Here is a 22,012-nt window from a genome sequence, read left to right on the forward strand (position 1 = left end):
TGCGGCCATTGCGCGGACATATAGCCGAGCTTACTGAAAGCGTAGATATTTTCTGAGCGATGCCAAATCCACTGCAAGTCGCTATTTGGGTTTTCTTGCGAGCTAATACTTGAATAAGTTCTTAGTTCTCACGCTCGCTCTCCCACACAAGCATTGCCTCAGCTAGAAATGTACCCGTTAGAGCTTCATAGTTCGCAATTGCACGCTTAAGCATTTCAAGGCAATCAGAACGGAGATCAAACATGAGCGAGTCATCTCCACAATAATGTTTGAGCGTATTGCGGGTGTTGTTGAGCATGTTACCAGTGATCTTCTCTAGATCCGGATTGGTTTCACCTTCCGAGCGGGCGACGGCCACGACGAGGCTACGCAACTGATCGAATGAAGGATCTTGATTGAGCTTGCGAAGGCGCTTACCCAGAATTTCTTCTGCAGCGCCGGCAAGCGTGAGCGAGGATAAATAATCTTTCGTTTGCCATAGCCGAATTGCTGCAAGCAACTGATTGCCTGCAATCTCTTCTGCCGAGAGTGTCGAAAGGCTCACTGCAATACCTCAATGATCACGCCGCAGCCGGCTCCTTGACCTGCGCTTTGACGCCCAGCAGCTGCACGATGCTTGCCGCCGCATCGCGGCCTTCGGCGACGGCCGTCACGACCAGGTCGGCGCCGCGGACGCAGTCGCCGCCGGCGAACAGGCGCGGGTTGGTGGTCTGGTAGGGCAGGCGCTCTCCGTTGTTGGCATCGGCCGGGGCGAAGATGCGGCCGTTGCTGCCGGCTTCCACGCCTTGCGAGGCCAACCAGTCGGGCAGGGTCGGGGAGAAGCCGAAGGCAATGATCACCACGTCCGCTTCCAGCAGCGATTCACTGCCTTCGACCGGCACCGCGTTGCGGCGGCCGTTGGCATCGGGTTCGCCGAGGTGGGTTTCGACCACGGTGACGCCGATGGCTTCGTCGTCGGCGCCGGATTCGATCGACAGCGGCTGGCGGTTGAACAGGAAGCGCACGCCTTCTTCGCGCGCGTTGGCCACTTCGCGTGCCGAGCCGGGCATGCTGGCTTCGTCGCGGCGGTAGGCGCAGGTGACCTTGGCCGCGCCCAGGCGGATGGCGCTACGCACGCAGTCCATGCCGGTGTCGCCGCCGCCCAGCACCACCACGCGCTTGCCGTTGAGGTCGGGCAGGGCCATCTGGTCTTCCCAGCCGGCGATCGGGCGGCCGTGCGGGTCGTTGCCGCTGACGATGCGGCTGTTCTGCACCAGGAACGGCAGCGCCGGCAGCACATTCTTCAGGTCTTGCCCGGGCAGGCCGCCATCGGTGTAGCGGTAGGCACCGGTGCCCAGGAACACGGCATCGTATTCGCCCAGCAACTGCTCGATGCTGACGTCGCGGCCGATCTCTACGCCCAGGCGAAACTGCACGCCCATGCCTTCGAGGATCTGGCGACGCTTGCCGATCACCGACTTGTCCAGCTTGAAGCTAGGGATGCCGAACTGCAGCAGCCCGCCGATCTGCTCGTAGCGGTCGTAGACCACCGCTTCGATACCGGCGCGCGCCAACCTGTCCGCACACGACAGCCCGGCCGGGCCGGCCCCGATCACCGCCACGCGCCAGCCAGTGGGCTGCACGTTGCCCAGATCCGGGCGCCAGCCCATCTTGAAGGCGGTGTCGACGATGTACTTTTCCACCGCGCCGATGGTGACCGCGCCGAATTCTTCCAGCGTGCAGCTGCCTTCGCACAGACGGTCTTGCGGACACACGCGCCCGCACACTTCCGGCAGCGGATTGGTGGAATGGCACAGCGCGGCGGCTTCCTCGATGCGGTTTTCCTGCACCAGCTGCAGCCACTGCGGGATGGCGTTGTGCACCGGGCACTTCCAGCTGCAGTAGGGGTTGCCGCAGTCCAGACAGCGGCCGGACTGGTACTGCGCGTCTGCCTTGTCGAACTTGCCGTACAACTCGCCCCAGTCGCCGGACGTGCGCAACTCCACCGGGATGCGGGTGGGCATGGTTCGCGGCAGGTCGAGGAATTGGAAGGCTTGCTTGCGGCTCATAAGAAAATCCGTGGCTGATTCCCTTCCACCGTGTAAGGGAGAAGGTGCCCCAAGGGGCGGATAAGGGTCGGCGAGGCCTGTGCCCTCACCCCCGGCCCCTCTCCCGCGCGCGGGAGAGGGGAGTACTGCGATGATTCTGACGATGCGCTGTCAGCATTGCGATTGCCGGCACCTTCTCCCGTCTACGGGAGAAGGTGCCCCGAAAGGGCGGATGAGGGTTGCGGGCCACAAGCCCTCACCCCGCCCCCTCTCCCGCAGGCGGGAGAGGGGAGTACTGCGATGACTCTGACGATGCGCTGTCAGCATTGCGGTTGCGGCTGTCCTTCTCCCGCGTGCGGGAGAAGGTGCCCCGAAGGGGCGGATGAGGGTTGGCGGGCCTGCGCCCTCACCCCCATTCCCCCTCTCCCGCAGGCGGGAGAGGGGGGCACAACTCAGGCGGCGCGCCGCAGCGACTCGGTCAGCGACTCGATGCTGGCGGCCTTGGGTTTGACCAGCCAGAACTTGCCGATGTAGTCGCGGAACTCGTCCAGGATCTGCTGCGCCCAGATGCTGCCGGTCAGCTCGCGGTGGCGGCTGATCAGGGTGTGCAGATGCTGGCGATGGTTCTCGAAGCCCTCGGCGGAGACGCGGTGGATGTCGATCAGCTCGTGGTTGTAGCGGTCCACGAAGTCGCGTTCGATATCCAGCACGTAGGCCAGGCCACCGGTGAAGCCGGCGCCGAAGTTCAGGCCCACCTTGCCCAGCACCAGCACCACGCCGTCGGTCATGTATTCGCAGCAATGGTCCCCAGCGCCTTCCACCACCGCCAGCGCGCCGGAGTTGCGCACCGCAAAGCGCTCGCCCGCGCGGCCGGCGGCGAACAGCTCGCCGCCGGTGGCGCCGTACAGGCAGGTGTTGCCGACGATCGGGGTGCTGCGCGCCTCGAAGCGCGCGCCACGCGGCGGACGCACCACCAGCCGGCCGCCGGCCATGCCCTTGCCGACGTAGTCGTTGGCCTCGCCTTCCAGCTCCAGCTGCAGGCCACCGGCGTTGAACGCGCCGAAGCTCTGCCCGGCGGTGCCGCGGAAGCGCAGGTTCAACGGCGCATCGCTCATGCCGTGGTTGCCGTGGGCGCGCGCGATGGTGCCGGACAGGCGCGCACCGATCGAGCGGTCGGTGTTGTGGATCAAGAAGCGATGGTCGCCGCCGGTCTTGTTGGCGATGGCATCGGCAAGCAGGCCGTCCATCTGCGTGGCCAGGCTGTCCGGTGATTCGTACAGGCGTTGGGCGGCGCAATGCCTACCGTCGTAGCGCGCATGGGTGAGCAGGCGCGACAGATCGACCTTGACGCCTGCGCGCGGGGAGACCTCCAGCTGTTCCAGCAGATCGGTGCGGCCGACGATTTCATCCAGCGAACGCACCCCCAGGTACGACAACCACTGCCGCACTTCTTCGGCCAGCAGGCGGAAGAAGTGCTCCACACGCTCCGGCAGACCGGTGAAGTAGTTCGCACGCAGGCGCTCGTCCTGGGTGGCCACGCCGGTGGCGCAGTTGTTGAGGTGACAGATGCGCAGGTATTTGCAGCCCAGCACGATCATCGGCGCGGTGCCGAAGCCGAAGCTGTCGGCGCCCAGCAGCGCGGCCTTGACCACGTCCAGGCCGGTCTTCAGGCCGCCATCGGTCTGCAGGATGGTGCGCTCGCGCAGGTCGTTGGCCACCAGCGCCTGGTGCGACTCGGCCACGCCCAGTTCCCACGGCACGCCGGCATAGCGGATCGAGCTGACCGGGCTGGCGCCGGTGCCGCCGTCATGGCCGGACACGGTGATCAGATCGGCACCGGCCTTGACCACGCCGGCGGCAATCGTGCCGACGCCGGCATGCGCGACCAGCTTCACCGACACCAGCGCGGTCGGGTTGACCTGCTTGAGGTCGTAGATCAGCTGGGCCAGGTCTTCGATCGAATAGATGTCGTGATGCGGCGGCGGGCTGATCAGGCCGATGCCAGGCTTGGCGTAGCGCAGGCGGGCGATCAACTCGTTGACCTTGTGGCCGGGCAGCTGGCCGCCTTCGCCGGGCTTGGCGCCCTGGGCGACCTTGATCTGCAGCACTTCGGCGTTGACCAGGTATTCCGGGGTCACGCCAAAGCGGCCGGAGGCCACCTGCTTGATCTTGGAGCGCTTTTCGGTGCCATAGCGGGCCGGGTCTTCGCCGCCTTCGCCGGAATTGCTGCGCCCGCCCAGGCGGTTCATCGCAATGGCCAGCGCCTCGTGCGCTTCGGGCGACAACGCGCCCAGGCTGATCGCGGCGGTGTCGAAGCGGCGCAACACATCTTCGGCCGGGGCCACCTCGTCCAGCGGGGTGGGGGTGTCGGCACGCTTGAGCTGGACCAGATCGCGCAGCGTGGAGGCCGGGCGCGAGTGCACCGCGTCCACGTATTTTTGCCAGTCGTCGGCATCGCCGGTACGGGTGGCGCGCTGCAGCGTCATGACCACGTCCGGGTTGTACATGTGGTACTCGCCGCCGTGCACGTACTTGAGCAGGCCGCCCACTTCCGGCTTGAGCTGGTCGTTCCAGGCGCGTGCGGTGAGCTCGCGCGCCTCGGTGTCCAGCCGCCCCAGATTGACGCCACCGATGCGTGCGGGGGTGTCGGCAAAGCACAGCTCCACCACGTCCGGGTCCAGCCCGACGATCTCGAACAGCTGCGCGCCACGGTAGCTGGCGATGGTGCAGATGCCCATCTTGGAGATGATCTTGGACAGGCCCTTGTAGATGCCCTTGCGGTAGCGGCGGCCGATCTGCGACTGCTCGCCGCCCTTGCTCAGCTGCAGGATGCCGCGCCGGCCCAGATCGAACAGGGTCTGGTAGGCCAGATACGGGTACACCGCGGTGGCACCGAAGCCGAGCAGGCAGGCCATGTGGTGCGCATCGCGCGCGGTGCCGGTTTCGATGATCAGGTTGACGTCGCAGCGCAGGCCCACCTTGCACAGGTGGTGATGCACCGCGCCGGTGGCCAGCAGCGCATGCGCCATCGGCCGGTCCGGCACCGGGTAACGGTCGGACAGCAGCAGCATCACCGCGCCGTCGCGGGCGGCGGCTTCCACTTCCTGGCAGATGCGTTCCAGGCCGGCCTTCAGGCCTTCTTCGACGCTGTAGGACAGGTCGATCAGGCGATTGCGCGCGACGTACTGCTCCATCTTCAGCAGCTGGCGCAGCTTGCGCTGGCTGAGCACCGGCGAATTCAGGATGACGTGGTTCACCGTCTCCGCACCGGCGTGGAAGATGTTGGTCTCCTTGCCGAGCTGGGTGGTGAGCGACATCGCGATGCCTTCGCGCAGCGGGTCGATCGGCGGGTTGGTGACCTGCGCGAACGCCTGGCGGAAGTAGTCGTACAGCGGCCGGGTCTGGCGGCTGAGCACCGCCATCGGGGTGTCGTCGCCCATCGAGCCGGTGGCTTCCTGCTCTGTCTCGGCCAGCGGGCGCAGGATCTGCTCCACTTCCTCGGTGCTGAGCTGGAACAGCTTGTGGTAGCTGCGCAGGGTCTGCTCGCTGAAGGGTTCTTCCACCAGCGAGGGGTCGATCAGCTCGGTCTGCAGATAGGTCACGCCCTGCTGGAGCCATTGCTTGTACGGCGCACGCGCCCGGTTGATGCGGTCGATGGCATCGGAATCGAGCAGGTCGCCGCGCTTGAGATCGATCGCCATCATCTCGCCCGGGCCCAGCTTGCCCTTGCGGGTGATGCGCTCGGCCGGCAGCTCCCATACGCCGGCCTCGGAGGCCACCAGGAAGTGGCGGTCGGAGGTCAGCATCCAGCGCGCGGGGCGCAGGCCGTTGCGATCGAGCATGCAGGCGGCATAGCGGCTGTCGCAGGCCACGATGCCGGCCGGGCCGTCCCACGGCTCGGTGTTGAGGCCGTAGAACTCGTAGAACGCAGCCAGATCGGCGTCCTTGAACTCCAGCGACTGGGTCGCCGGCGGCACCAGGATGCGCAGCGCCTGCAGCAGGTCCATGCCACCGGCGATCAGCAGCTCCAGCATGTTGTCCAGGCTCTGCGAGTCCGAACCGTGCATGGAGATCACCGGATCGAACTCGGCGATATCGAAGCGCGGGGTCTGCCACACCTTGCTGCGCGCCTGCGCCCAGCGGCGGTTGCCCTCGATGGTGTTGATTTCGCCGTTGTGCGCGAGCAGGCGGAACGGATGCGCCAGCGGCCAGCGCGGCAGCGTGTTGGTGGAAAAGCGCTGGTGAAACACGATCGCGCTGGACGACAGATCGCTGCGCTGCAGGTCCGGATAGAACGTGCTCAGCTTGTCCGGCAGCACCATGCCCTTGTAGCTGATGCCATTGGGCGAGAGCGTGGTGACGTAGAAGTTGTCCACCTCGCGCAGCGCCTGCTCGGCGCGCCGACGCGCCAGAAACAGCGCCAGGGTGAAGCCGTCTTCGGTCTGTTCGGGACCGGCATCGACAAACACTTGTTCGATGCGCGGCAGGGTGTCGCGCGCCAGCTGGCCGCACACGCTGTCGTCGGTGGGCACCACGCGCCAGCCGCGCAGCTGCACGCCGGCAGTGTGCAGCTGCGCTTCCAGTTCGGCGCGACAGCGCGCTGCCTCGGCTTCGTCCAGCGGCAGGAACACCACACCGGCCGCATAGCGCGTGCCCAGCGGGATGCCGGCATCGCGGGCCAGCCCGCGCAGGAAGGCATCGGGTTTGCGGATCAGCAGGCCGCAGCCATCGCCGGTGAGCCCGTCGGCGGCCACACCGCCGCGGTGGGTCATGCGCGAGAGCGCCGCAATCGCGGTGTCTACCAGCGAACGGGAAGGTTGGTCGTCCAGCTGGGCGACCATGCCAAAACCACAGGCGTCGCGTTCGTCGCGCGCGCTGTTGTAGAGACCGTAGTCGTTGAGCCCTTGGCGAGTGCGGGGGGCCATGTCTGCCTCTTTGCGATCTTGGGAGAGCGGCGACGACGTTGCACCGCTCGATCCGTGGAGCGTTTCGAAGAGGTCACCGGATGATCGACTAGACCACAGTTGATGCGGTGCCGCAATACACCGTTACAGCTGCAACGAGGCCTGTCGCAATCCCTTGTGCCAGCTGGCTTGGCGCCTGTCGGGCGACAGGCGCCAGCGCAGCCCTGGAGTGGCTAACAAAACGTAGCGAGCAGTCGTCAGGTGGGTGTGGACGGCGCGCTCAGAACCGGAGTGGACGCGTGGACCATGCCGCACCGAGCACCGGCAGCGCCCGCCTGGCGGCTACACAGCAGGGTTGTTAGCTGCTCTTAGCCGCAACGCACCGCGGTGATGATGTTCTTGGCGTCCACTTCGAAATTGAGCCGTTCGCCGTTGAATTCCATCGTCACCATCTGACCGGGTTTGAGCACGCGCACCGACTTGGCGCCGGCGTCGCTGCGGGCCTGCTCGCCCACCGCATCGGTGATGGGCTGGCCGACCAGCGACTGCACCTGGGTGGCGTCGCAACTGCCGATCGGCGGCGCTTCCGGCGCTGCATCCGGCACCGGCGCGGAGGCTTGCTCGGCCGCCTGCTGTGCGTTGGCCGCGACGGCTTCCTGCTCATCGGGTTGCGGTTTATTGCAGGCGGTCAATGCAGTCAGCACGACCAAGGTGCAAGCCAGGCGGGCAATAGGCAGGACAGCGCGCATCGATGACTCCAGCAAAGGGGGATGCCCAAGCATAAGCACAAAGTTGCGCCGCGGGCATCGCTTGCCCACACGGCGTTGTCGTTGCGTTGACGCGGCCTAGCGCTGCGCGGCCCAACAATCGGTGCCAGTCCTTCGACCTGTACGCAATGAAAGCCAAACGTGTTGTTCGCAATGTCGCCGCCACGGCCAGTGCCGCCGGCACGCTCGCCACCGCCGCCACCGGTGCGGTCGTCGCAACGGCCGCCGTCGCCACCGTGGCCGCGGTGGCACAGGCCAAGGCCACCGCGCGGGCGGCAGGGCTGACCTATGTCAACGATCAGCAGCCAGGCATCAGCCGGCGCAAGGCGGGCAAGAGCTTCAGCTACCGCAGTGCCGACGGGCAGCGCATCGCCGATGCCGACACCTTGCAGCGCATCCGCGCGTTGGCCATTCCGCCGGCCTATACAGAGGTGTGGATCTGCGCCAAACCCAACGGCCATCTGCAGGCCACCGGGCGCGACGCGCGGCGGCGCAAGCAGTACCGCTATCACGCCGATTGGGCGCAGGTGCGTGGCGAAGGCAAGTTCGAGCGGGTAATCGCCTTCGGCACGGCACTGCCCAAACTGCGGCGGCGCTTGCGACGCGATCTGGCGCTGCCCGGCTTTCCGCGTGAGAAGGTGCTGGCGATTGTGGTCGCGCTGCTGGCCGACACCTTGGTGCGCGTGGGCAATGCCGAATACGCGCGCAGCAATCGCTCGTACGGGCTGACCACGCTACGCAATCGCCACATGGAATTTTTGAAAGGCGGGCGGGCACGGCTCAAATTCCGCGGCAAGAGCGGCCAGGATCACGACATCGAAGTGGACGACAAGCACCTGGTCAAACTGATCCGGCAATGTCAGCAGCTGCCGGGGCAATCGCTGTTTCAGTATCGCGACGACGACGGCCAGCTGCAGCCAGTGGATTCGGGCGAGGTCAACGACTATCTGCGCGAAGCGATGGGCGAGGATTTCACCGCCAAGGATTTCCGCACCTGGGGCGGCACGCTGGCCGCATTGCAGCGCCTGGCGCGTTTGCCGCTGCCCGAGCGCAGCAGCGAACGCGCGCTCATGCAGGTGCAGAACGATGTCATCCGCGAGGTAGCCGATGCACTGGGCAACACGCCATCGGTGTGTCGCAAGGCCTACATCGACCCTTGCGTGTTCGAAGGCTGGCGCGCCGGGCAACTGCAGGCGATAGCCAGCGGCGTGCGCGGCGAGCGCCAGTGGGAAGCGGCCACGCTGCGCTTTCTGACCGACTCGCGCAGCACGCAACGCAAGGCCACCAAGTCGGGCAAGGCGGCTACGCCGAAGCCTAATCCCAAGCCCAGCCGCCGTAAGCGTGCTGCGTGATGCTGCGGATCTTTGCGAGAGCGCTGGTGAGGTCGTTGGGAACCACAGGCTGCTTGCTGTGACTGGCAAGCTGCTGATCCAGCGCGTGAACGCGTACGCTGAGTTACCGCGCACGCAGCGTGTTGGCTGCGATCAGTCGTCTGCAATCTGCTGTTGACGGCGCTGCGCCCAGGCATCGCGCACGAAGCTGTAATCGTCCACGGCATCGCGTCGCAGCGCGTCCATCGGCAGCATGCGGGCGCGGCCGTCGGTGAGTTGCAGGCCGATCAGGGAATTGGCAACGCGCGCATTGTTCATGTAGTTGATCGGCGTCAGCTGCTGGTCGGCGACGCGACCAAAGGTATCGCGTACCGTGCCTGGCCCCAGGATCGGCATTACGAAGTAGCGCGAGTTGTCCCAGCCCCATGTCGCAAATGCTTGTCCGACATCCTCGTTATATTTGGGCATGCCGAAGCGGCTGGCCGGATCGAACAGCCCGGCGACCCCAACGGTACTGTTGACCACGAAGCGCCCAAGCGACTGCGCTGCCTTGACCGGGCGGCCCTGCAACACCTGACTGACCGCAGTGCCCGGCTGACCGAAATTGGAAAACATGTTCCTGATCCCGGTCTTGACCGGCTTGGGTGTGACCTTGTCGTAGGCGACTGCGACGGGACGGAACAGCACCTTGTCGGCACCGTTGTTGAATGCGTGGATCTTGCGGTTGTAACCCTCCCACGGGTCGCGCACCGGTGCGGCACTGTAGAGCGCTTGCGCATCCTGCTCGGCGGCGGTAATGGGAGCGGCCGCTGCAGACACGGCGGGAGCTGCAAGTGCTGCATCCGGCGATGCCGGCGCTGCGTCGCCAGCATCGCTATCGATGGGGCGATCGCTCGCTACCAGCTGTTGATCGGACGGGCCAGGCAGCGGCTGCGCAGCGGGCGGCATCACCAATGTTGCCGTCGACGCCGGGCCGATCGAGGTCCGCATCGATGTCTGCGGCGCGGCGGGGCGGCTCGCGCAGGCCGATAGCAACAGCAGCGTGCCGGCAGCCACCAGGTAACGGGGAATCGTCATTGCAGGGTCCTTGTGGGGTAAGTGATGCAAGGGAGAAGGGCACGACACAACCGCGACCAGCTGCGTGATCGCCCTAGGTCAGCAGGCGGCACATGCACGACCACAGCAACGGGCCGGCCCACAACACGGCGACTGCGCCGCCGGCAATGCCGGCCATCCAGCGCAGCTGCGTCAGCCGCTGACGCCTGGCGTGGTAATGCTGCAGATCTGGCAGGTCCTGCCATGCCTGCCGATTGCTGGTGGGCGACGGCCGCCGTGAAACGGTGGAGGGGCGTTGGGAAATCATGCTGCGCTCCGAAGAGATGAGGCTGCAGTCGCTCGACACCGCATCGGCCTCTGACGAGCGGCCAGATGGATGCGATGGCGAGGTGGCGGTGCTGCAGCGAGGTTGCTGGAAGTGATCCTATGGATTCGCTGCGGATCACGTTTTAAGAGTTTTTTGATCGCTTGCCATTGATAGGCATGCGTTCACGAATACCTTCTGCGAGCGTGTACCGGACGACTCGATCGGCTCCGGCACAAAGGCGGCAGGTAACGCGTGGCGTGGTATCGCGCATACGCCTCGATTTCCCGGATAGCACATGCTGGACATGCAGCGATGCGGGTGGACGACATGCATCACTGCACGGCATGGGCCTCATACGCTTCGTCCGGCGTGCTGCCGATACATTGCAATGCGCTTTGCCCATCCACGTCAGTGCTCGTGAGCGCTGTGCAGCGCTCAATCGCACCCTAAGTACGCATGGCCATCAATGTCGGAGCATGCAAGGACACCGCGCGCAACCAGCGAAGCGGTTCGATGTCATCACCGCGGCGGAACACGCCAGCCGACTAGACGTTCAACGATTTGGCACGCGATTTCTTGCGTATCGAAAAGAACACCACACATTCCAATGCGACCAGCGCTGCGGCGATGACCATGCCGGTGATCAGCGGATCATGTCCGGTTCCGCGCAGGCAGAAGCCGACCAACAGAAAGCACAGGTTGTAGCCTGCAATTCCAAGCGCTGCGGCGAGCAGGAAGGTCCAGAAGCGCACCCGGATCACGCCTGCCGGCAAGGCGAGATAGATCCGTGCCACCGGGATCGCCTGACCGGCCAGCGTGACCCGGAAATCGTTGCGTCGGTACGACAGCGCAAGGCGGTCGTAGGTAGCGATGCGCAGAAACACGAAACGGCCGTAGTTGCGTACCAGGGCGCGCACGTGATCGTTACCGAGCGCACGGCCGATTTCATACCAGCTGACCGTCGCCAGTACCGATCCGGCCACGCTGATAGCCCACACCGCCAGCAGCGCCGGCACGCTCTCGGCGGTCATTCCGACAACCATCAGCATCAGATAGGAGGGGATCACCGGGATGAATTTTTCGAGGTAGGACATCGCCAGCACGCCTGGCAGGCCGAAGCTCAGCACTAGCGTCAATACGTCGTTGGTCTGCATGGTGGCCTAGCCTGTGTACGCGCGGCGCTGCAGACGATAGGTCGTCGCTGGCGGGACGTTCCAATACGTGCGCCCGATCTTGACGGCCTCCAGATCGAGCGCATCGAGAATGTGCGCTGGCACCGAGCATTTGAAGCCGTAGGTAAACAGATACATGCGTCCGCCCGGCTTGAGATGCAGGAAGGCGCCACGCACGATGGCGGCCACCTGATGTGCGGGCATGTTTAAGAAGCCAAGGCCGCATACCACTGCATCGACGCAGGCTCCATCGAAGCGGGGTACCGATTCAAGATCGGTGACATCCATCTGCAGCACTGACGCGTGCGGGAAGCGCTGCGTGAGCAGCGATGCAAACCTCTGGTTGTATTCGAGCAGAATGAGATTCTTTTCGCGCACGCCCTTGTCGATCATCGCCCGGGTAAACGCGCCGGTACCCGGACCAAGTTCCAGGACACGCCCGGTACGCTCCGAGAGTTCGGAGGTGATGATGGAGGACAGTGCACGTCCGGAAGGAAGGATTGCCGCAACGGAACAGGGGGCCGTGATCCATTCGCGAAGAAACGAAGCCATATACGAACGTGCCATCTATCCTCACAGCGTTGAAAGAGTTAGGCCAATCTGCGAAACGCAACAGTCATCCGATCGATGGACGACACGCAGTCGGCATCACAAGGCTAGGGCATCAATCTGTCCGCAGTCTGTCGTTGATGCCGAACCGTGATTGAAAGTTCAGCCACGCATCAGTATCGACTACAGCTCGGCAGCGATGCATCGTCGCAACCTTGCGCGGTAAAGAACACCTCGCGCGACCGACGATGGCTGCCGTTGGCTGAATGCACTGGGTAACGGTGGACTAAACACGGCAGCAGACAGGCTATCGACAGAGAGCGCTGCCAGCATGCGCGGCAACCGACTCCTGCCTGTGCTGTCGCACTGCCGCCTCGATACGCGCCACATGCGATGCACGTTACCGCTGCATAACGACGTTTGAGAACACGATGAGACTTTCAGCCAACATCGCCTATGCGATGGCGTTGCTGGCGCTGGGTGGCTGCGCCAACCTGGCGCCGCAGTACGTGCGGCCGTCGCCACGGATCCCGCAACAGCAAGCGACCTTCGAACATGACTTTGCGATCAAAACGCCGAGCGAGGTGTTCGCCAACCCACGCCTGCGCGATACCGTCGCGCTTGCACTTGAGCGCAATCAGGACCTGGCGCTTGCGATGCTCAACGTGCAGCGCGCCAGGGCGAGCTACCGGTTGCGTGACGCCGAGACGCTGCCGACAGTGACACTGGACGGTAACGGCGTCGATGCCAGTCGTCAGCAAGGTCAACTTTCGGTATCGCTCGGGTTTGCCAGCTATGAGCTGGACTTCTTTGGACGCGTGAAAAATCTCAAGGAAGCGGCCTTGCAGGATGTTCTTCAGAGCGATGAGAATCGACGCACTGCCTCGCTCAGCCTGATCGCCGAAGTGGCGACTGCATGGCTGAGACTGGATGCAGATCAGCAACGCTTTGCGTTGGTGAACAAGACCGCGGGTAATCTGCAACGGGTGTACGAGTTGACGCTGGCCCGTTATAACCAGGGTGCGATCAGCGGGCTGGAGTTGGCGCAGGCGGACACCGCGTTGGCGCAGATCGGCACCGAGCAGGCTGGCCTGGAAGCGCAGCTGCAGCAAGATCGCAATGCGCTGACCTTGCTGGTCGGTGCCGAGGTACCCGAGACGCTGTTGCCCGACGCCGACGCGCGTGGTCATGCAGCACTGTCGCTCAACGGTCCGTTGCCGGCAGGGGTTCCGTCGTCACTGCTGCTGCGTCGCCCCGATGTCATGGCCGCAGAGCATGCGCTGATCGGCGCCAATGCCGATATCGGGGTTGCGCGCGCACGATTCTTCCCCCGCATTGCCCTGACCGGCAGCTACGGCAACACCAGCACGGCGTTGTCTACGCTGCTTGGCGGAGGTGGCTGGAACATCGCCGCCTCCGCAGCGGTGCCACTGTTCGATCACGGCGCCAACCGCGCCAACCTGAAGGTGACCGAGCTCGATACCCAAATCGCCCAGGCGCAGTATCAGAAGACGCTGCAGATCGCGTTCCGCGATATGGCCGATGCGTTGGCCATCGGGGGGAGCATCGCTGCGCGACTGCAGGCGCAGACGCAACTGATCGACGCCGCAAGCAGGCAGGTGCGCATTGCCGCCGCCAGATACGAGCGCGGGCAGACCGGATTGGTCGACCTGCTGAATGCCGAGCGTGCGTTGTATGTGGCGCAGCAGGCCTTGCTGGACACCACCCTGTTACGCGACAGCAACCTGGTGACCGCCTATCGCGTGCTGGGTGGCGAATGGATGCAGGCACCCACGCGGGGAGGCAGCGCGCCATGAGCCGCTCCATGCTGTGGTTGCAGCACCTCGGGCGCTACCGTTGGTGGTCGATTGTGGTGCTGTCGCTGTTCGTCGGCTGGCTGGTGAAGGCGCAGTTGTTTCCTGCACCGGTTGCACCGCAGGTGGCCAGCTCGGCGGTGGTGCTGGGGGATATCGAAGAGACCGTGCTGGCGACCGGCAGGATCAACGCCTCGCAGTTGGTGAGCGTTGGCGCGCAGGTCACCGGCCAGGTAGTGGCCCTGCACGTCAAACTTGGAGACTCGGTCAAGAAAGGGCAGCCGATCGCCGAGATCGACGCGTTGCCGCAGCAGAACGCGCTGCGCACTGCACAGGCGCAAGTGCGCAGCGCCGACGCCAGGTTGACGGCACGGTTGGCGAGCTTGCGCCAGGCCACCCTGGCGGACCGTCGCCAGCGCGCATTGATGGCAGAGGATGCGGTAGCCAGGGTCGATGCCGAGGCGGCAGAAGCCACGCTGGCGACGGTGCGCGCAGACATCCAGGCATTACGCGCGGAGCGGGAGCAAGCCACGATCGCGGCAAGCACCGCCGAGCTCAATCTGAGCTACACACGCGTGGTGGCGCCAATGGATGGCGAAGTGGTGGCCATCGTCACCGAGCAGGGACAAACGGTGAATGCCAACCAGAGCGCACCGACCATCATCAAGCTCGCCCGTCTGGACACCATGACCGTCAAGGCGCAGATCTCCGAAGCCGATGTCACCCGGGTATCGGCCGGGATGGGCGTCTATTTCACCTTGCTGGGCGAGCCCGACACCCGCTATCGCGCGGTGCTGTCTGCATTGGAGCCGGGTCCGACCACGATCGCCAGCGATGCCTCCGGCGTCGTGGCGGGCCAGGCGACCAGTGCCGCGTCCAATGCGGTGTACTTCAATGGCATCTTCGATGTGCCCAATCCGCATCGCACCCTGCGCATCGATATGACCGCGCAGACCACGATCGTGTTGGCACGCGCACGCGGTGCACGCCTCATCCCGAGTGGCGCGCTGGGCGAGCGCACCGCCGATGGAAGCTATGTGGTCCACGTGCTGACCGCCGATGGCGGGCGGCAGATGCGCCGCATCCGTGTGGGGCTCAATAACCGCATCAACGCACAGGTGATCGCAGGCCTTGAGCTGGGCGAGAGGGTGATCACCAGCGATCTCGATCTGCCTGCGCAGACGCCTTGATGCGTCGTCGCGTTGTCACGGGCAGGCGCTCATGCACCGCCTGCCCACATCCATCATTGGAGCCTGCGTCATGTCCGCACTGTTGCAAGTGAGCGCGCTTTGCAAAGAGTTTCCGTCTGCCGACGGCAGCGTTGCGATCCTGCGCGATGTCACGCTGCGCATCCACGCCGGGGAAATGGTCGCCATCATGGGGCCATCGGGCTCGGGCAAATCCACCTTGATGAACATCCTGGGCTGCCTGGATCGCCCGACGCACGGGAGCTACCAGGTCGCCGGGCAGGACATTGGTCAACTGGATCCGGACAGCCTGGCGCGTCTGCGGCGTGCCCACTTCGGCTTCATTTTCCAGCGCTATCAGCTGCTGGGGGAGCTGGATGCGATCGGCAATGTCGAAATCCCTGCGATCTACAACGGGACCGCGGCCAGTGCGCGCCGCGCGCGCGCGCAGGCCTTGCTGGAGCGTCTGGGACTGGGCACACGGCTGCACCACCGGCCGGGGCAGCTGTCCGGCGGGCAGCAACAACGCGTGTCGATCGCCCGCGCGCTGATGAATGGCGGCGAGGTCATTCTGGCCGACGAGCCGACCGGCGCACTGGATCAAGCCAGCGGCAAGGAGGTCATGACGGTACTGCAGGAGCTGCACGCGGCAGGTCACACCATCATCCTGGTCACGCACGACCCCGAGGTGGCGGCGCATGCGCAACGCATCATCGAGATCCGCGACGGCCAGATCGTGGCCGACCGCCAGCTGCGTCCGGCGACCCCTCGCACCGCGCTCAAGGACACCGTGGTCGCCGATAGGGCGGGGCGCCTGGCAGACCTGCTGGGGCGCTTTGCCGAAGCCGGCCAGATGGCGCTGCGTTCGATGTTCAACCATCGCCTGCGGACCTTGTTGACCATGCTGGGCATCATCATCGGCATCTCGTCGGTGGTGTCGGTGGTTGCGCTCGGCGAAGGGTCGCGGCGGTCGATCCTGTCCGACATCGATGCGCTGGGCACCAATACGATCGAAGTGATGCCGGGGGCGAGCATCGGCGATCGTACGGCCGATACGGTGCGTACGCTCAGTGCCGACGATGCGGTCGCCATCGCCGGGCTGGAGTACGTGGACAGCGCCACGCCCTCGATCTCCACCAGCGCCGGCCTGCGCTATGGGCGCCACGACGTCGCCGCCAGCATCACCGGGGTGGGCTATCAGTTTTTCCGGGTGCGTGGTTACACGTTCGCGCAGGGGCGCGGGTTCGACGCGCATGCGATCCAGGCCAGGGCGCCGGAGGCGGTCATCGACCAGGCCACCCAACGTGCGCTGTTTCCGGGCAGCGCATCGGCGCTGGGCAAGGTGATTCTGGTGGGAGCGGTGCCGCTGCGGGTCGTTGGCGTCACTGCCAGGCCGATCTCGGGGTTTGCCGGCGACACCTCGCTCAACGTGTGGCTGCCCTACACCACGGTGATGGCGCGCGTCTCCGGCGATGCGCGCGTGCGCAGCCTGACGGTGCGTGTCTCGACCCAGGTGCCAAGCGCGGTGGCTGAGCGTGGTATCGACACACTGCTGCTGCAACGGCATGGGCGCCGGGATTTCTTTCTGTCCAATTCCGACAGCGTGCGCAAGACCGTCGAACAGACCACCCGCACCATCACGTTGCTGATTTCCTCCATCGCGCTGATCTCGTTGCTGGTCGGCGGCATCGGGGTGATGAACATCATGCTGGTGTCGGTGACCGAGCGGATTCAGGAGATCGGCGTGCGGATGGCGGTGGGTGCGCGTCAGTCCGACATTCTGCGCCAGTTCCTGATCGAAGCGACGCTGGTCTGTCTGGTCGGCGGCACCCTGGGCGTGGCGCTGGCACTGGGTGCGGGCGTCCTCGTCGCTTGGGTGAGCCCGAGTTTCGGAATGGTGTTCTCGCAGTGGTCGATCATCGGCGCGTTCACCGTGTCCACAGCGATCGGCGTGGTGTTTGGTTTTCTGCCGGCGCGGCGTGCGGCACGCCTGGATCCGATCAAGGCGCTGGCACGCAGCTGATGCACGCTGCGGTGAGGTGGATGAACAAGCCCCGCTGCGGTCATCTCCAGGCAAGACCGCGCAGGGATGCCGGCATTACACCGGCGCAGGAAACACCAGCCGGAAGCAGGCACCCGCTGCGCTGTCCGGGACCAGCAACACGCTGCCGCCATGGTGCCGCATGATGGTTTGCACCAGGTCCAGTCCCAGGCCGGCGCCACGGCCGTCCTTGCTGTCACGATGAAACGCCTCGAAGATGCGTTCGCGCTCGGAATCCTTGACCCCGCATCCTTCGTCGGCGACATCCACCGCGCCTGTTGCCGAGACCCGGATCGTGATCGTTCCCTGACGCCCGCCATAGCTGATCGCATTCTGGATCAGGTTGGTGAGTGCGCGCTCGATGGACACTTCATCGCCATCGACGGGCACCACCGCAGCATCGGTCTCGAACGTCACTTGGTAGCCTGCGGCGAATGCCAACGGCGCCAGATCGAGTACCACGCGTTCGGCGATCGTGGCCAGATTCAGACGCGAAAACACGATGGTGTCGGAGTCGAGCCGCTGGATATCCAGCAGCTGCCCGGTCAGTGCGCCGAGGCGGACGGCATCTTCCATCAGCCGCGTCCGCAAGGGGCTGGCCGGAAGCGCGGACAGGCGCGTGGTCAGAATCGCCACGGGGGTGCGCAGTTCGTGCGCGGCATCGGCGATGAACCGCTTGTGCTTGGCCAACGCAGTGTCCAGGCGCGCCAGGGCGTCGTTGATGGCCTGCACGAAGGGCGCCACTTCGGCTGGTACCTGGTCAATGCCCAGGCGCATGCCGGTGCGATGAAAATCGATCGATCTGGCCTCTTGCGCCGCCTTGTCCAGCCCCTTGAGGCCGCGCTTCACCGCAAGCGGCATCACCAGCATGGTGGACACCGAGACCAGCGCAATGATCAACAGGGTTTGCCACAGCACCGGCAAGGCCAGCCGCAGCAGTTCCCACGTGCTCACCGGTCCGCGTGCCCAGAATGCGATCTGCACCTGCCCGGCATCCGACTCTACCCAGGCCACGCTTGCGCGCGTGTCGGTGGTGCTGGCACCGCCCACATCGAAGCTTGCGGACTCCACCAACGGCAGTGCGGACAGCGCCGGCTGGATGCCCGCTGGCGGCGTTCCCTCCGTAAGGCGCTGCCCGTGTTTGTCGGTGACGATGAACCACAACGTGGTCGACTTGGCACGTAGCTCGGACATGTCTGCGCTCGGGCGCATGTACAGCCGACCCGCGCGGTCGTGCGCGATCGACCGCGTGAGCGTTTCCAGGGTCTGCAACTCGTAGGTCAGGTTGCCGTTGGGAAACTCCATCGTGGCCTGGATGACCAGGACGAAGATGACGACTCCGGCCAGCGCGATCATGGCGGTCTGCGCGGCGGCCAGGCCACGCACCAGACGCCATCGCAACGACGGCGGCTTGTAGGTCATGCGCTTACACTCAACATGTAGCCGACGCCGCGCACCACATTGATCGCAAGCGCGCTACCCGCATCGGACAGCTTGCGGCGCAACCGCGAGACGTGGGTGTCCAGCGCATTCGGTTGCACGTCGTCGTCCATCGAAAACACCGCCTGCATCAGCGTGCCGCGCGGCACCATGCGTCCGACGCGCTTGAGTAACGCTTCAAGCACCAGCAACTCCCTGCGTTTGAGATCCAGCGCCTCGCCGCCGATGCTGGCGGTGCGATTGACGAAGTCGTAGGACAGGTTGCCGGCAGTGACAATATCGGTCTGCAAATGCGCCGGCCGGCGGACCAGTGCGCGCAGCCGGGCCATCAGTTCTTCCACCGCGAAGGGCTTGGCAAGGTAATCGTCTGCGCCGATGTCCAGGCCGACCACGCGTTCGGACAACTCGGCCAGCGCGGTGAGCACCAGCACGGGGGTGACATTGCCCTGCTCGCGCAGGGTCTTGAGAAACCGCAAGCCATCGCCGTCGGGCAATTGCCGATCGAGAATCATCACGTCGAACGCACCCAGTGCGGCCGCGCTGGCCGCCGCTGCCAAGGTCGGGGCGTGATCCACGATCATGTTGTACGTTGCCAGGACGTCGCGGATGGCAGACGCCATCTCGGGCTCGTCCTCGATCAAAAGCACCTTCATGGTTGCGCTCCTGCCCCGATGGATCGGTCCTTCTACACCCGCGACCTGTCGTGAACATGTCCCGGCATGCGACGCCCCAGCCTACCGCAGGACTTGGTACCTGCAGCGAGCGGGGGGGCATGGCGGACTGGAGCGCAAGGCGGTGCAGCCGATCGACCGCAGTGGCGGGTTGCGGCCGGCGTTTTCGCCTACCTGCCTGCCTGCATATGTCCGCTTTCCTGGCGCAAGCGTGTCGGTTGTCGACTGACTGCGACAGGCACAGTGCCAGGACGCAACTGCCCAGCCCGCGCGCGACACTGGCGGACCCGGCCGCCATCGCGGACCGCTTAATGCAGAATTAAACTCACTCCAGGATGCTGTGGCCCCCTAGTGCCTACCGACCAGCACCGAATGAAGCTGCTCCTTGTCGAAGACGACGCCATGTTGGGCGACACCATCTGCGATGGCGCACAGCAGGGCGGGTGGGAGGTGGACCATGTCGTGGATGCCGCTGCGGCGCAGGTGGCGCTGATCGATCATCCCTATGCGGCAGTGCTGCTGGACCTGGGGCTTCCCGGCGAGTCGGGGCTGTCGGTGCTGCGCGGCATGCGCGCCCGGTGCGACCCCACTCCGGTGTTGATCCTGACCGCACGCGGGCAGCTGAGTGAGCGCATCGTCGGTCTGGACGCCGGTGCGGACGATTATCTGGTCAAGCCGTTCCAGTTCGACGAGTTGTGGGCGCGCGTGCGGTCGGTCATTCGGCGCAGCCAGGGCAGCGTGGTGCCGATCTTCAGCTTCGGCGACGTGAAGGTGGACCGGAGCCGCCGCACGGTGAGCAGGGCCGGTGTCGATGTGGTGTTGAGCGCACACGAATACCGCACGCTGCTGGCGTTGATCGAACGCCCCGGCCATGTGCTGACCCGCGACCGTCTGCAGGACCTGGTGTACGGGCCGACCAGCGAGCTGGAGAGCAATACCATTGCGGTGTTCATCCATCAGTTGCGGCGCAAGCTGGGCGAGGACCTGATCAGAACCGTGCACGGCCTGGGTTACGTGGTGGGGCAGCCGACCGGATGAGACCCCAATCCATCACTGCGCAGCTGTTCATGGTGATCGTCAGCGTCATTGCCTTGTGCTGGGTCGCGGTCATCGCGCTGGTGCTCACGCTGCTCTCGCTCAATCTGAAGAGTACGTGGGACGAAAAGCTCGAAGCCATCGCCACGCAGATGCTGATCACCATTCCGGCCAAGAGCAGGTTCGACCAGAGGGCCGGTCCGGGCCTGCAATTGCCGGACACCTTCACCGGTGCGCGCGAACAGTTGGTGTTCCAGGTCTGGATCGACCGCACAACGATGGTGGCACGCACGCCTGGCGCGCCCGATTCGGCGCTGCAGCCATCGTTTACCGATGGGGCGGCCACCACCCTCATCCAGGGCGAACACTGGCGGGTGTACTCGGTCACCGACAGAACCGGCCGTGTCAGCGTGCAGGTCGGCAACCCGCAGAGCGTGGTGGATGCGGACCTGCGCCACGAAGCGTTGCATGCGCTCGCCTTGGCCACCTTTCTGGTGGTGGTGGCGGGCGTGGTGATGTGGTGCGTGGTGCGTCATTCGCTGCAGCCGGTCAGAGCGCTGGGCAAGGCATTGCGGCGGCGCAAGCAGCTGGACCTCACCCCGTTGCCGTTGTCCAGACTCCCGCGCGAAATACATGCGCTGGTGGCGTCGTTCAATCATGTGCTGGAACGGCTGGATGCGGCGATCGAAGGCGAACGCCGGTTTATCGGCGACGCCGCGCATGAGCTGCGCACGCCGCTGTCGGCATTGCAGGCGCAGGCCGAAATCGCGCTGGGCGCGCAAGATCCGCAAAGCAAGAATCAGGCGCTGTTGAAGCTGCTGCAAGTGGCCAAGCGCAGCACGCGCTTGTCCGAGCAATTACTGGATCTGGCGCGGTTGAACGCGGGACGCAGCGCATCGATGCATCAACCGACCGAACTCAGTGTGCTGGTGCATCACGTGGCACAGGAATTCGAGGTGCATGCGACGCAGAACGGGCGCGCGCTGTATCTGGACATCCATAGCTGTGTCGTTGCGTGCAACGTGGACGAGATCGGCATCTTGCTACGCAATCTGGTTGATAACGCGATGCGCTATACGTCAGAGGGCGGCAATATCCTGATCAGCTGCGGCTATGTTGCCGATGCGACGAGTGAAGACGGCGCAGATGCCGTCGGCGATGTCTATCTGCAGGTCGCCGACGATGGACCCGGTGTCCCCGAGTCGGAGCGCGAGGCGATCTTCGTCCGCTTCCACCGCGTGGCCGGCACCCCCGTCCGCGGCAGTGGCATCGGGCTGTCGTTGGTCGCCGGTATCGCGGATCTGCACCAGGCCCGTATCGAGACCGGACCTGGCCTGAGCGGGCGCGGGTTCAGTGTGCGCATCGTCTTTCCAGGCCGCGCCGAGGGCTGAGCAGGTGCCTTTGGTCTGTGGCATGCATTGAGTGCAGGGCCTTGATGCGCGTGATCGAGGCGCGGGTCGTGCATTTCGCTGCGGCGGCCGTGGTGTAGGCGATGGGAGCTTGCACGTCATCAACCTAGTGCAGCACGGCGCGACTGCGCTGGCGGCTGAGGCTGAACGCTTCGCCCAGCCGCCCCGGTGCGCTTAAAGAATTCTTCAACGCACTAAAAGTTCTTTAACGGCCGTTTGAAAGGATGCCACCCAGCCACGCTTCGCTGGCGCTTGAGATCCGCTGGTCGCCTACGTTGCAGTGCCGACCTTGCCAACGCCAA

At 65.0% G+C, this 22,012-nt stretch carries 16 protein-coding genes and 1 other RNA gene; 6 read left to right on the forward strand and 11 right to left on the reverse strand.

The window, feature by feature from the left end; all coding sequences use genetic code 11:
- Nucleotides 1-121: 121 nt before the first annotated feature.
- From ACCQ06_RS00165 to ACCQ06_RS00185, 5 genes are all read right to left on the reverse strand, one after another.
- Nucleotides 122-544: a hypothetical protein gene (locus tag ACCQ06_RS00165; protein WP_316689807.1), complete on the reverse strand. Its 423-nt coding sequence runs from the start codon at nt 542-544 to the stop codon at nt 122-124.
- A gap of 16 nt (nt 545-560) precedes the next feature.
- The gene (locus ACCQ06_RS00170) at nt 561-2,048 is read right to left on the reverse strand and encodes a glutamate synthase small subunit GltD family protein (protein WP_316689808.1); all 1,488 of its coding nucleotides are present in this window, start codon (nt 2,046-2,048) and stop codon (nt 561-563) included.
- Between the two features lie 431 nt (nt 2,049-2,479).
- The gene (gene gltB, locus ACCQ06_RS00175; protein ID WP_316689809.1) at nt 2,480-6,952 is read right to left on the reverse strand and encodes a glutamate synthase large subunit; all 4,473 of its coding nucleotides are present in this window, start codon (nt 6,950-6,952) and stop codon (nt 2,480-2,482) included.
- 210 nt (nt 6,953-7,162) lie between these two features.
- A non-coding RNA gene (locus tag ACCQ06_RS00180) (sX9 sRNA) lies at nt 7,163-7,239 on the reverse strand.
- Nucleotides 7,240-7,299: 60 nt separating this feature from the next.
- Complete coding sequence (locus ACCQ06_RS00185; RefSeq protein ID WP_104615572.1) at nt 7,300-7,680, reverse strand: I78 family peptidase inhibitor; 381 nt, start codon at nt 7,678-7,680, stop codon at nt 7,300-7,302.
- 56 nt (nt 7,681-7,736) lie between these two features.
- Here ACCQ06_RS00185 and ACCQ06_RS00190 point away from each other — a divergent pair, with 56 nt between their 5' ends.
- On the forward strand, nt 7,737-9,050 hold the full coding sequence (locus tag ACCQ06_RS00190; protein WP_316692463.1) for a DNA topoisomerase IB: 1,314 nt from the start codon (nt 7,737-7,739) through the stop codon (nt 9,048-9,050).
- A 132-nt stretch (nt 9,051-9,182) separates the two neighbouring features.
- On the opposite strand, the gene ACCQ06_RS00195 is transcribed toward ACCQ06_RS00190, so the two are convergent.
- The 4 genes from ACCQ06_RS00195 to ACCQ06_RS00210 all read right to left on the reverse strand — a co-directional run bounded on the left by ACCQ06_RS00195 (nt 9,183) and on the right by ACCQ06_RS00210 (nt 12,116).
- Nucleotides 9,183-10,106 carry an MlaA family lipoprotein gene (locus ACCQ06_RS00195; RefSeq protein ID WP_228324961.1) on the reverse strand — a complete coding sequence of 308 codons (924 nt, stop codon included), beginning with the start codon at nt 10,104-10,106 and terminating at the stop codon, nt 9,183-9,185.
- A 73-nt stretch (nt 10,107-10,179) separates the two neighbouring features.
- A complete protein-coding gene (locus tag ACCQ06_RS00200) occupies nt 10,180-10,392 on the reverse strand; it encodes a hypothetical protein (RefSeq protein WP_316689811.1) in 213 nt (70 codons plus the stop codon).
- A 545-nt stretch (nt 10,393-10,937) separates the two neighbouring features.
- Nucleotides 10,938-11,546: a DedA family protein gene (locus ACCQ06_RS00205; protein ID WP_104615576.1), complete on the reverse strand. Its 609-nt coding sequence runs from the start codon at nt 11,544-11,546 to the stop codon at nt 10,938-10,940.
- Between the two features lie 6 nt (nt 11,547-11,552).
- The gene (locus ACCQ06_RS00210; protein ID WP_244907798.1) at nt 11,553-12,116 is read right to left on the reverse strand and encodes a class I SAM-dependent methyltransferase; all 564 of its coding nucleotides are present in this window, start codon (nt 12,114-12,116) and stop codon (nt 11,553-11,555) included.
- A gap of 428 nt (nt 12,117-12,544) precedes the next feature.
- On the opposite strand from ACCQ06_RS00210, the gene ACCQ06_RS00215 reads away from it, so the two are divergent.
- The 3 genes from ACCQ06_RS00215 to ACCQ06_RS00225 all read left to right on the forward strand — a co-directional run bounded on the left by ACCQ06_RS00215 (nt 12,545) and on the right by ACCQ06_RS00225 (nt 17,137).
- Nucleotides 12,545-13,930: an efflux transporter outer membrane subunit gene (locus ACCQ06_RS00215; RefSeq protein ID WP_228324962.1), complete on the forward strand. Its 1,386-nt coding sequence runs from the start codon at nt 12,545-12,547 to the stop codon at nt 13,928-13,930.
- Nucleotides 13,927-15,117: an efflux RND transporter periplasmic adaptor subunit gene (locus ACCQ06_RS00220; protein WP_211287672.1), complete on the forward strand. Its 1,191-nt coding sequence runs from the start codon at nt 13,927-13,929 to the stop codon at nt 15,115-15,117. Before ACCQ06_RS00215 ends, ACCQ06_RS00220 begins: the two co-directional genes overlap by 4 nt.
- 70 nt (nt 15,118-15,187) lie before the next feature.
- Nucleotides 15,188-17,137 carry a MacB family efflux pump subunit gene (locus ACCQ06_RS00225; RefSeq protein ID WP_316689814.1) on the forward strand — a complete coding sequence of 650 codons (1,950 nt, stop codon included), beginning with the start codon at nt 15,188-15,190 and terminating at the stop codon, nt 17,135-17,137.
- Between the two features lie 75 nt (nt 17,138-17,212).
- Here the strand turns inward: ACCQ06_RS00225 and ACCQ06_RS00230 are convergent, their stop codons facing one another.
- Nucleotides 17,213-18,577: a sensor histidine kinase gene (locus ACCQ06_RS00230; RefSeq protein ID WP_316689815.1), complete on the reverse strand. Its 1,365-nt coding sequence runs from the start codon at nt 18,575-18,577 to the stop codon at nt 17,213-17,215.
- Nucleotides 18,574-19,248 carry a response regulator transcription factor gene (locus tag ACCQ06_RS00235; RefSeq protein ID WP_228324965.1) on the reverse strand — a complete coding sequence of 225 codons (675 nt, stop codon included), beginning with the start codon at nt 19,246-19,248 and terminating at the stop codon, nt 18,574-18,576. The genes ACCQ06_RS00230 and ACCQ06_RS00235 overlap by 4 nt, the downstream gene beginning before the upstream one ends.
- A gap of 390 nt (nt 19,249-19,638) precedes the next feature.
- On the opposite strand from ACCQ06_RS00235, the gene ACCQ06_RS00240 reads away from it, so the two are divergent.
- Together ACCQ06_RS00240 and ACCQ06_RS00245 are read left to right on the forward strand one after the other, a co-directional pair.
- Complete coding sequence (locus tag ACCQ06_RS00240) at nt 19,639-20,304, forward strand: response regulator transcription factor (protein WP_104615582.1); 666 nt, start codon at nt 19,639-19,641, stop codon at nt 20,302-20,304.
- Complete coding sequence (locus ACCQ06_RS00245; protein WP_316689816.1) at nt 20,301-21,692, forward strand: ATP-binding protein; 1,392 nt, start codon at nt 20,301-20,303, stop codon at nt 21,690-21,692. The genes ACCQ06_RS00240 and ACCQ06_RS00245 overlap by 4 nt, the downstream gene beginning before the upstream one ends.
- Nucleotides 21,693-22,012 lie beyond the last annotated feature (320 nt).

The sequence above is a fragment of the Xanthomonas sp. NCPPB 4467 genome, assembly GCF_041475665.2.
GTDB lineage: Bacteria > Pseudomonadota > Gammaproteobacteria > Xanthomonadales > Xanthomonadaceae > Xanthomonas > Xanthomonas dyei.

What these genes read in the sequence shown, in the direction of transcription:
- ACCQ06_RS00215 (WP_228324962.1), top strand. Translation starts at nt 12,545, where the DNA reads ATGAGACTTTCAGCCAACATCGCCTATGCGATGGCGTTGCTGGCGCTG.
- ACCQ06_RS00200 (WP_316689811.1), bottom strand. Translation starts at nt 10,392, where the DNA reads ATGATTTCCCAACGCCCCTCCACCGTTTCACGGCGGCCGTCGCCCACC.
- ACCQ06_RS00240 (WP_104615582.1), top strand. Translation starts at nt 19,639, where the DNA reads ATGAAGCTGCTCCTTGTCGAAGACGACGCCATGTTGGGCGACACCATC.
- gltB (WP_316689809.1), bottom strand. Translation starts at nt 6,952, where the DNA reads ATGGCCCCCCGCACTCGCCAAGGGCTCAACGACTACGGTCTCTACAAC.
- ACCQ06_RS00225 (WP_316689814.1), top strand. Translation starts at nt 15,188, where the DNA reads ATGTCCGCACTGTTGCAAGTGAGCGCGCTTTGCAAAGAGTTTCCGTCT.
- ACCQ06_RS00245 (WP_316689816.1), top strand. Translation starts at nt 20,301, where the DNA reads ATGAGACCCCAATCCATCACTGCGCAGCTGTTCATGGTGATCGTCAGC.
- ACCQ06_RS00220 (WP_211287672.1), top strand. Translation starts at nt 13,927, where the DNA reads ATGAGCCGCTCCATGCTGTGGTTGCAGCACCTCGGGCGCTACCGTTGG.
- ACCQ06_RS00185 (WP_104615572.1), bottom strand. Translation starts at nt 7,680, where the DNA reads ATGCGCGCTGTCCTGCCTATTGCCCGCCTGGCTTGCACCTTGGTCGTG.
- ACCQ06_RS00210 (WP_244907798.1), bottom strand. Translation starts at nt 12,116, where the DNA reads ATGGCTTCGTTTCTTCGCGAATGGATCACGGCCCCCTGTTCCGTTGCG.
- ACCQ06_RS00235 (WP_228324965.1), bottom strand. Translation starts at nt 19,248, where the DNA reads ATGAAGGTGCTTTTGATCGAGGACGAGCCCGAGATGGCGTCTGCCATC.
- ACCQ06_RS00205 (WP_104615576.1), bottom strand. Translation starts at nt 11,546, where the DNA reads ATGCAGACCAACGACGTATTGACGCTAGTGCTGAGCTTCGGCCTGCCA.
- ACCQ06_RS00195 (WP_228324961.1), bottom strand. Translation starts at nt 10,106, where the DNA reads ATGACGATTCCCCGTTACCTGGTGGCTGCCGGCACGCTGCTGTTGCTA.
- ACCQ06_RS00230 (WP_316689815.1), bottom strand. Translation starts at nt 18,577, where the DNA reads ATGACCTACAAGCCGCCGTCGTTGCGATGGCGTCTGGTGCGTGGCCTG.
- ACCQ06_RS00170 (WP_316689808.1), bottom strand. Translation starts at nt 2,048, where the DNA reads ATGAGCCGCAAGCAAGCCTTCCAATTCCTCGACCTGCCGCGAACCATG.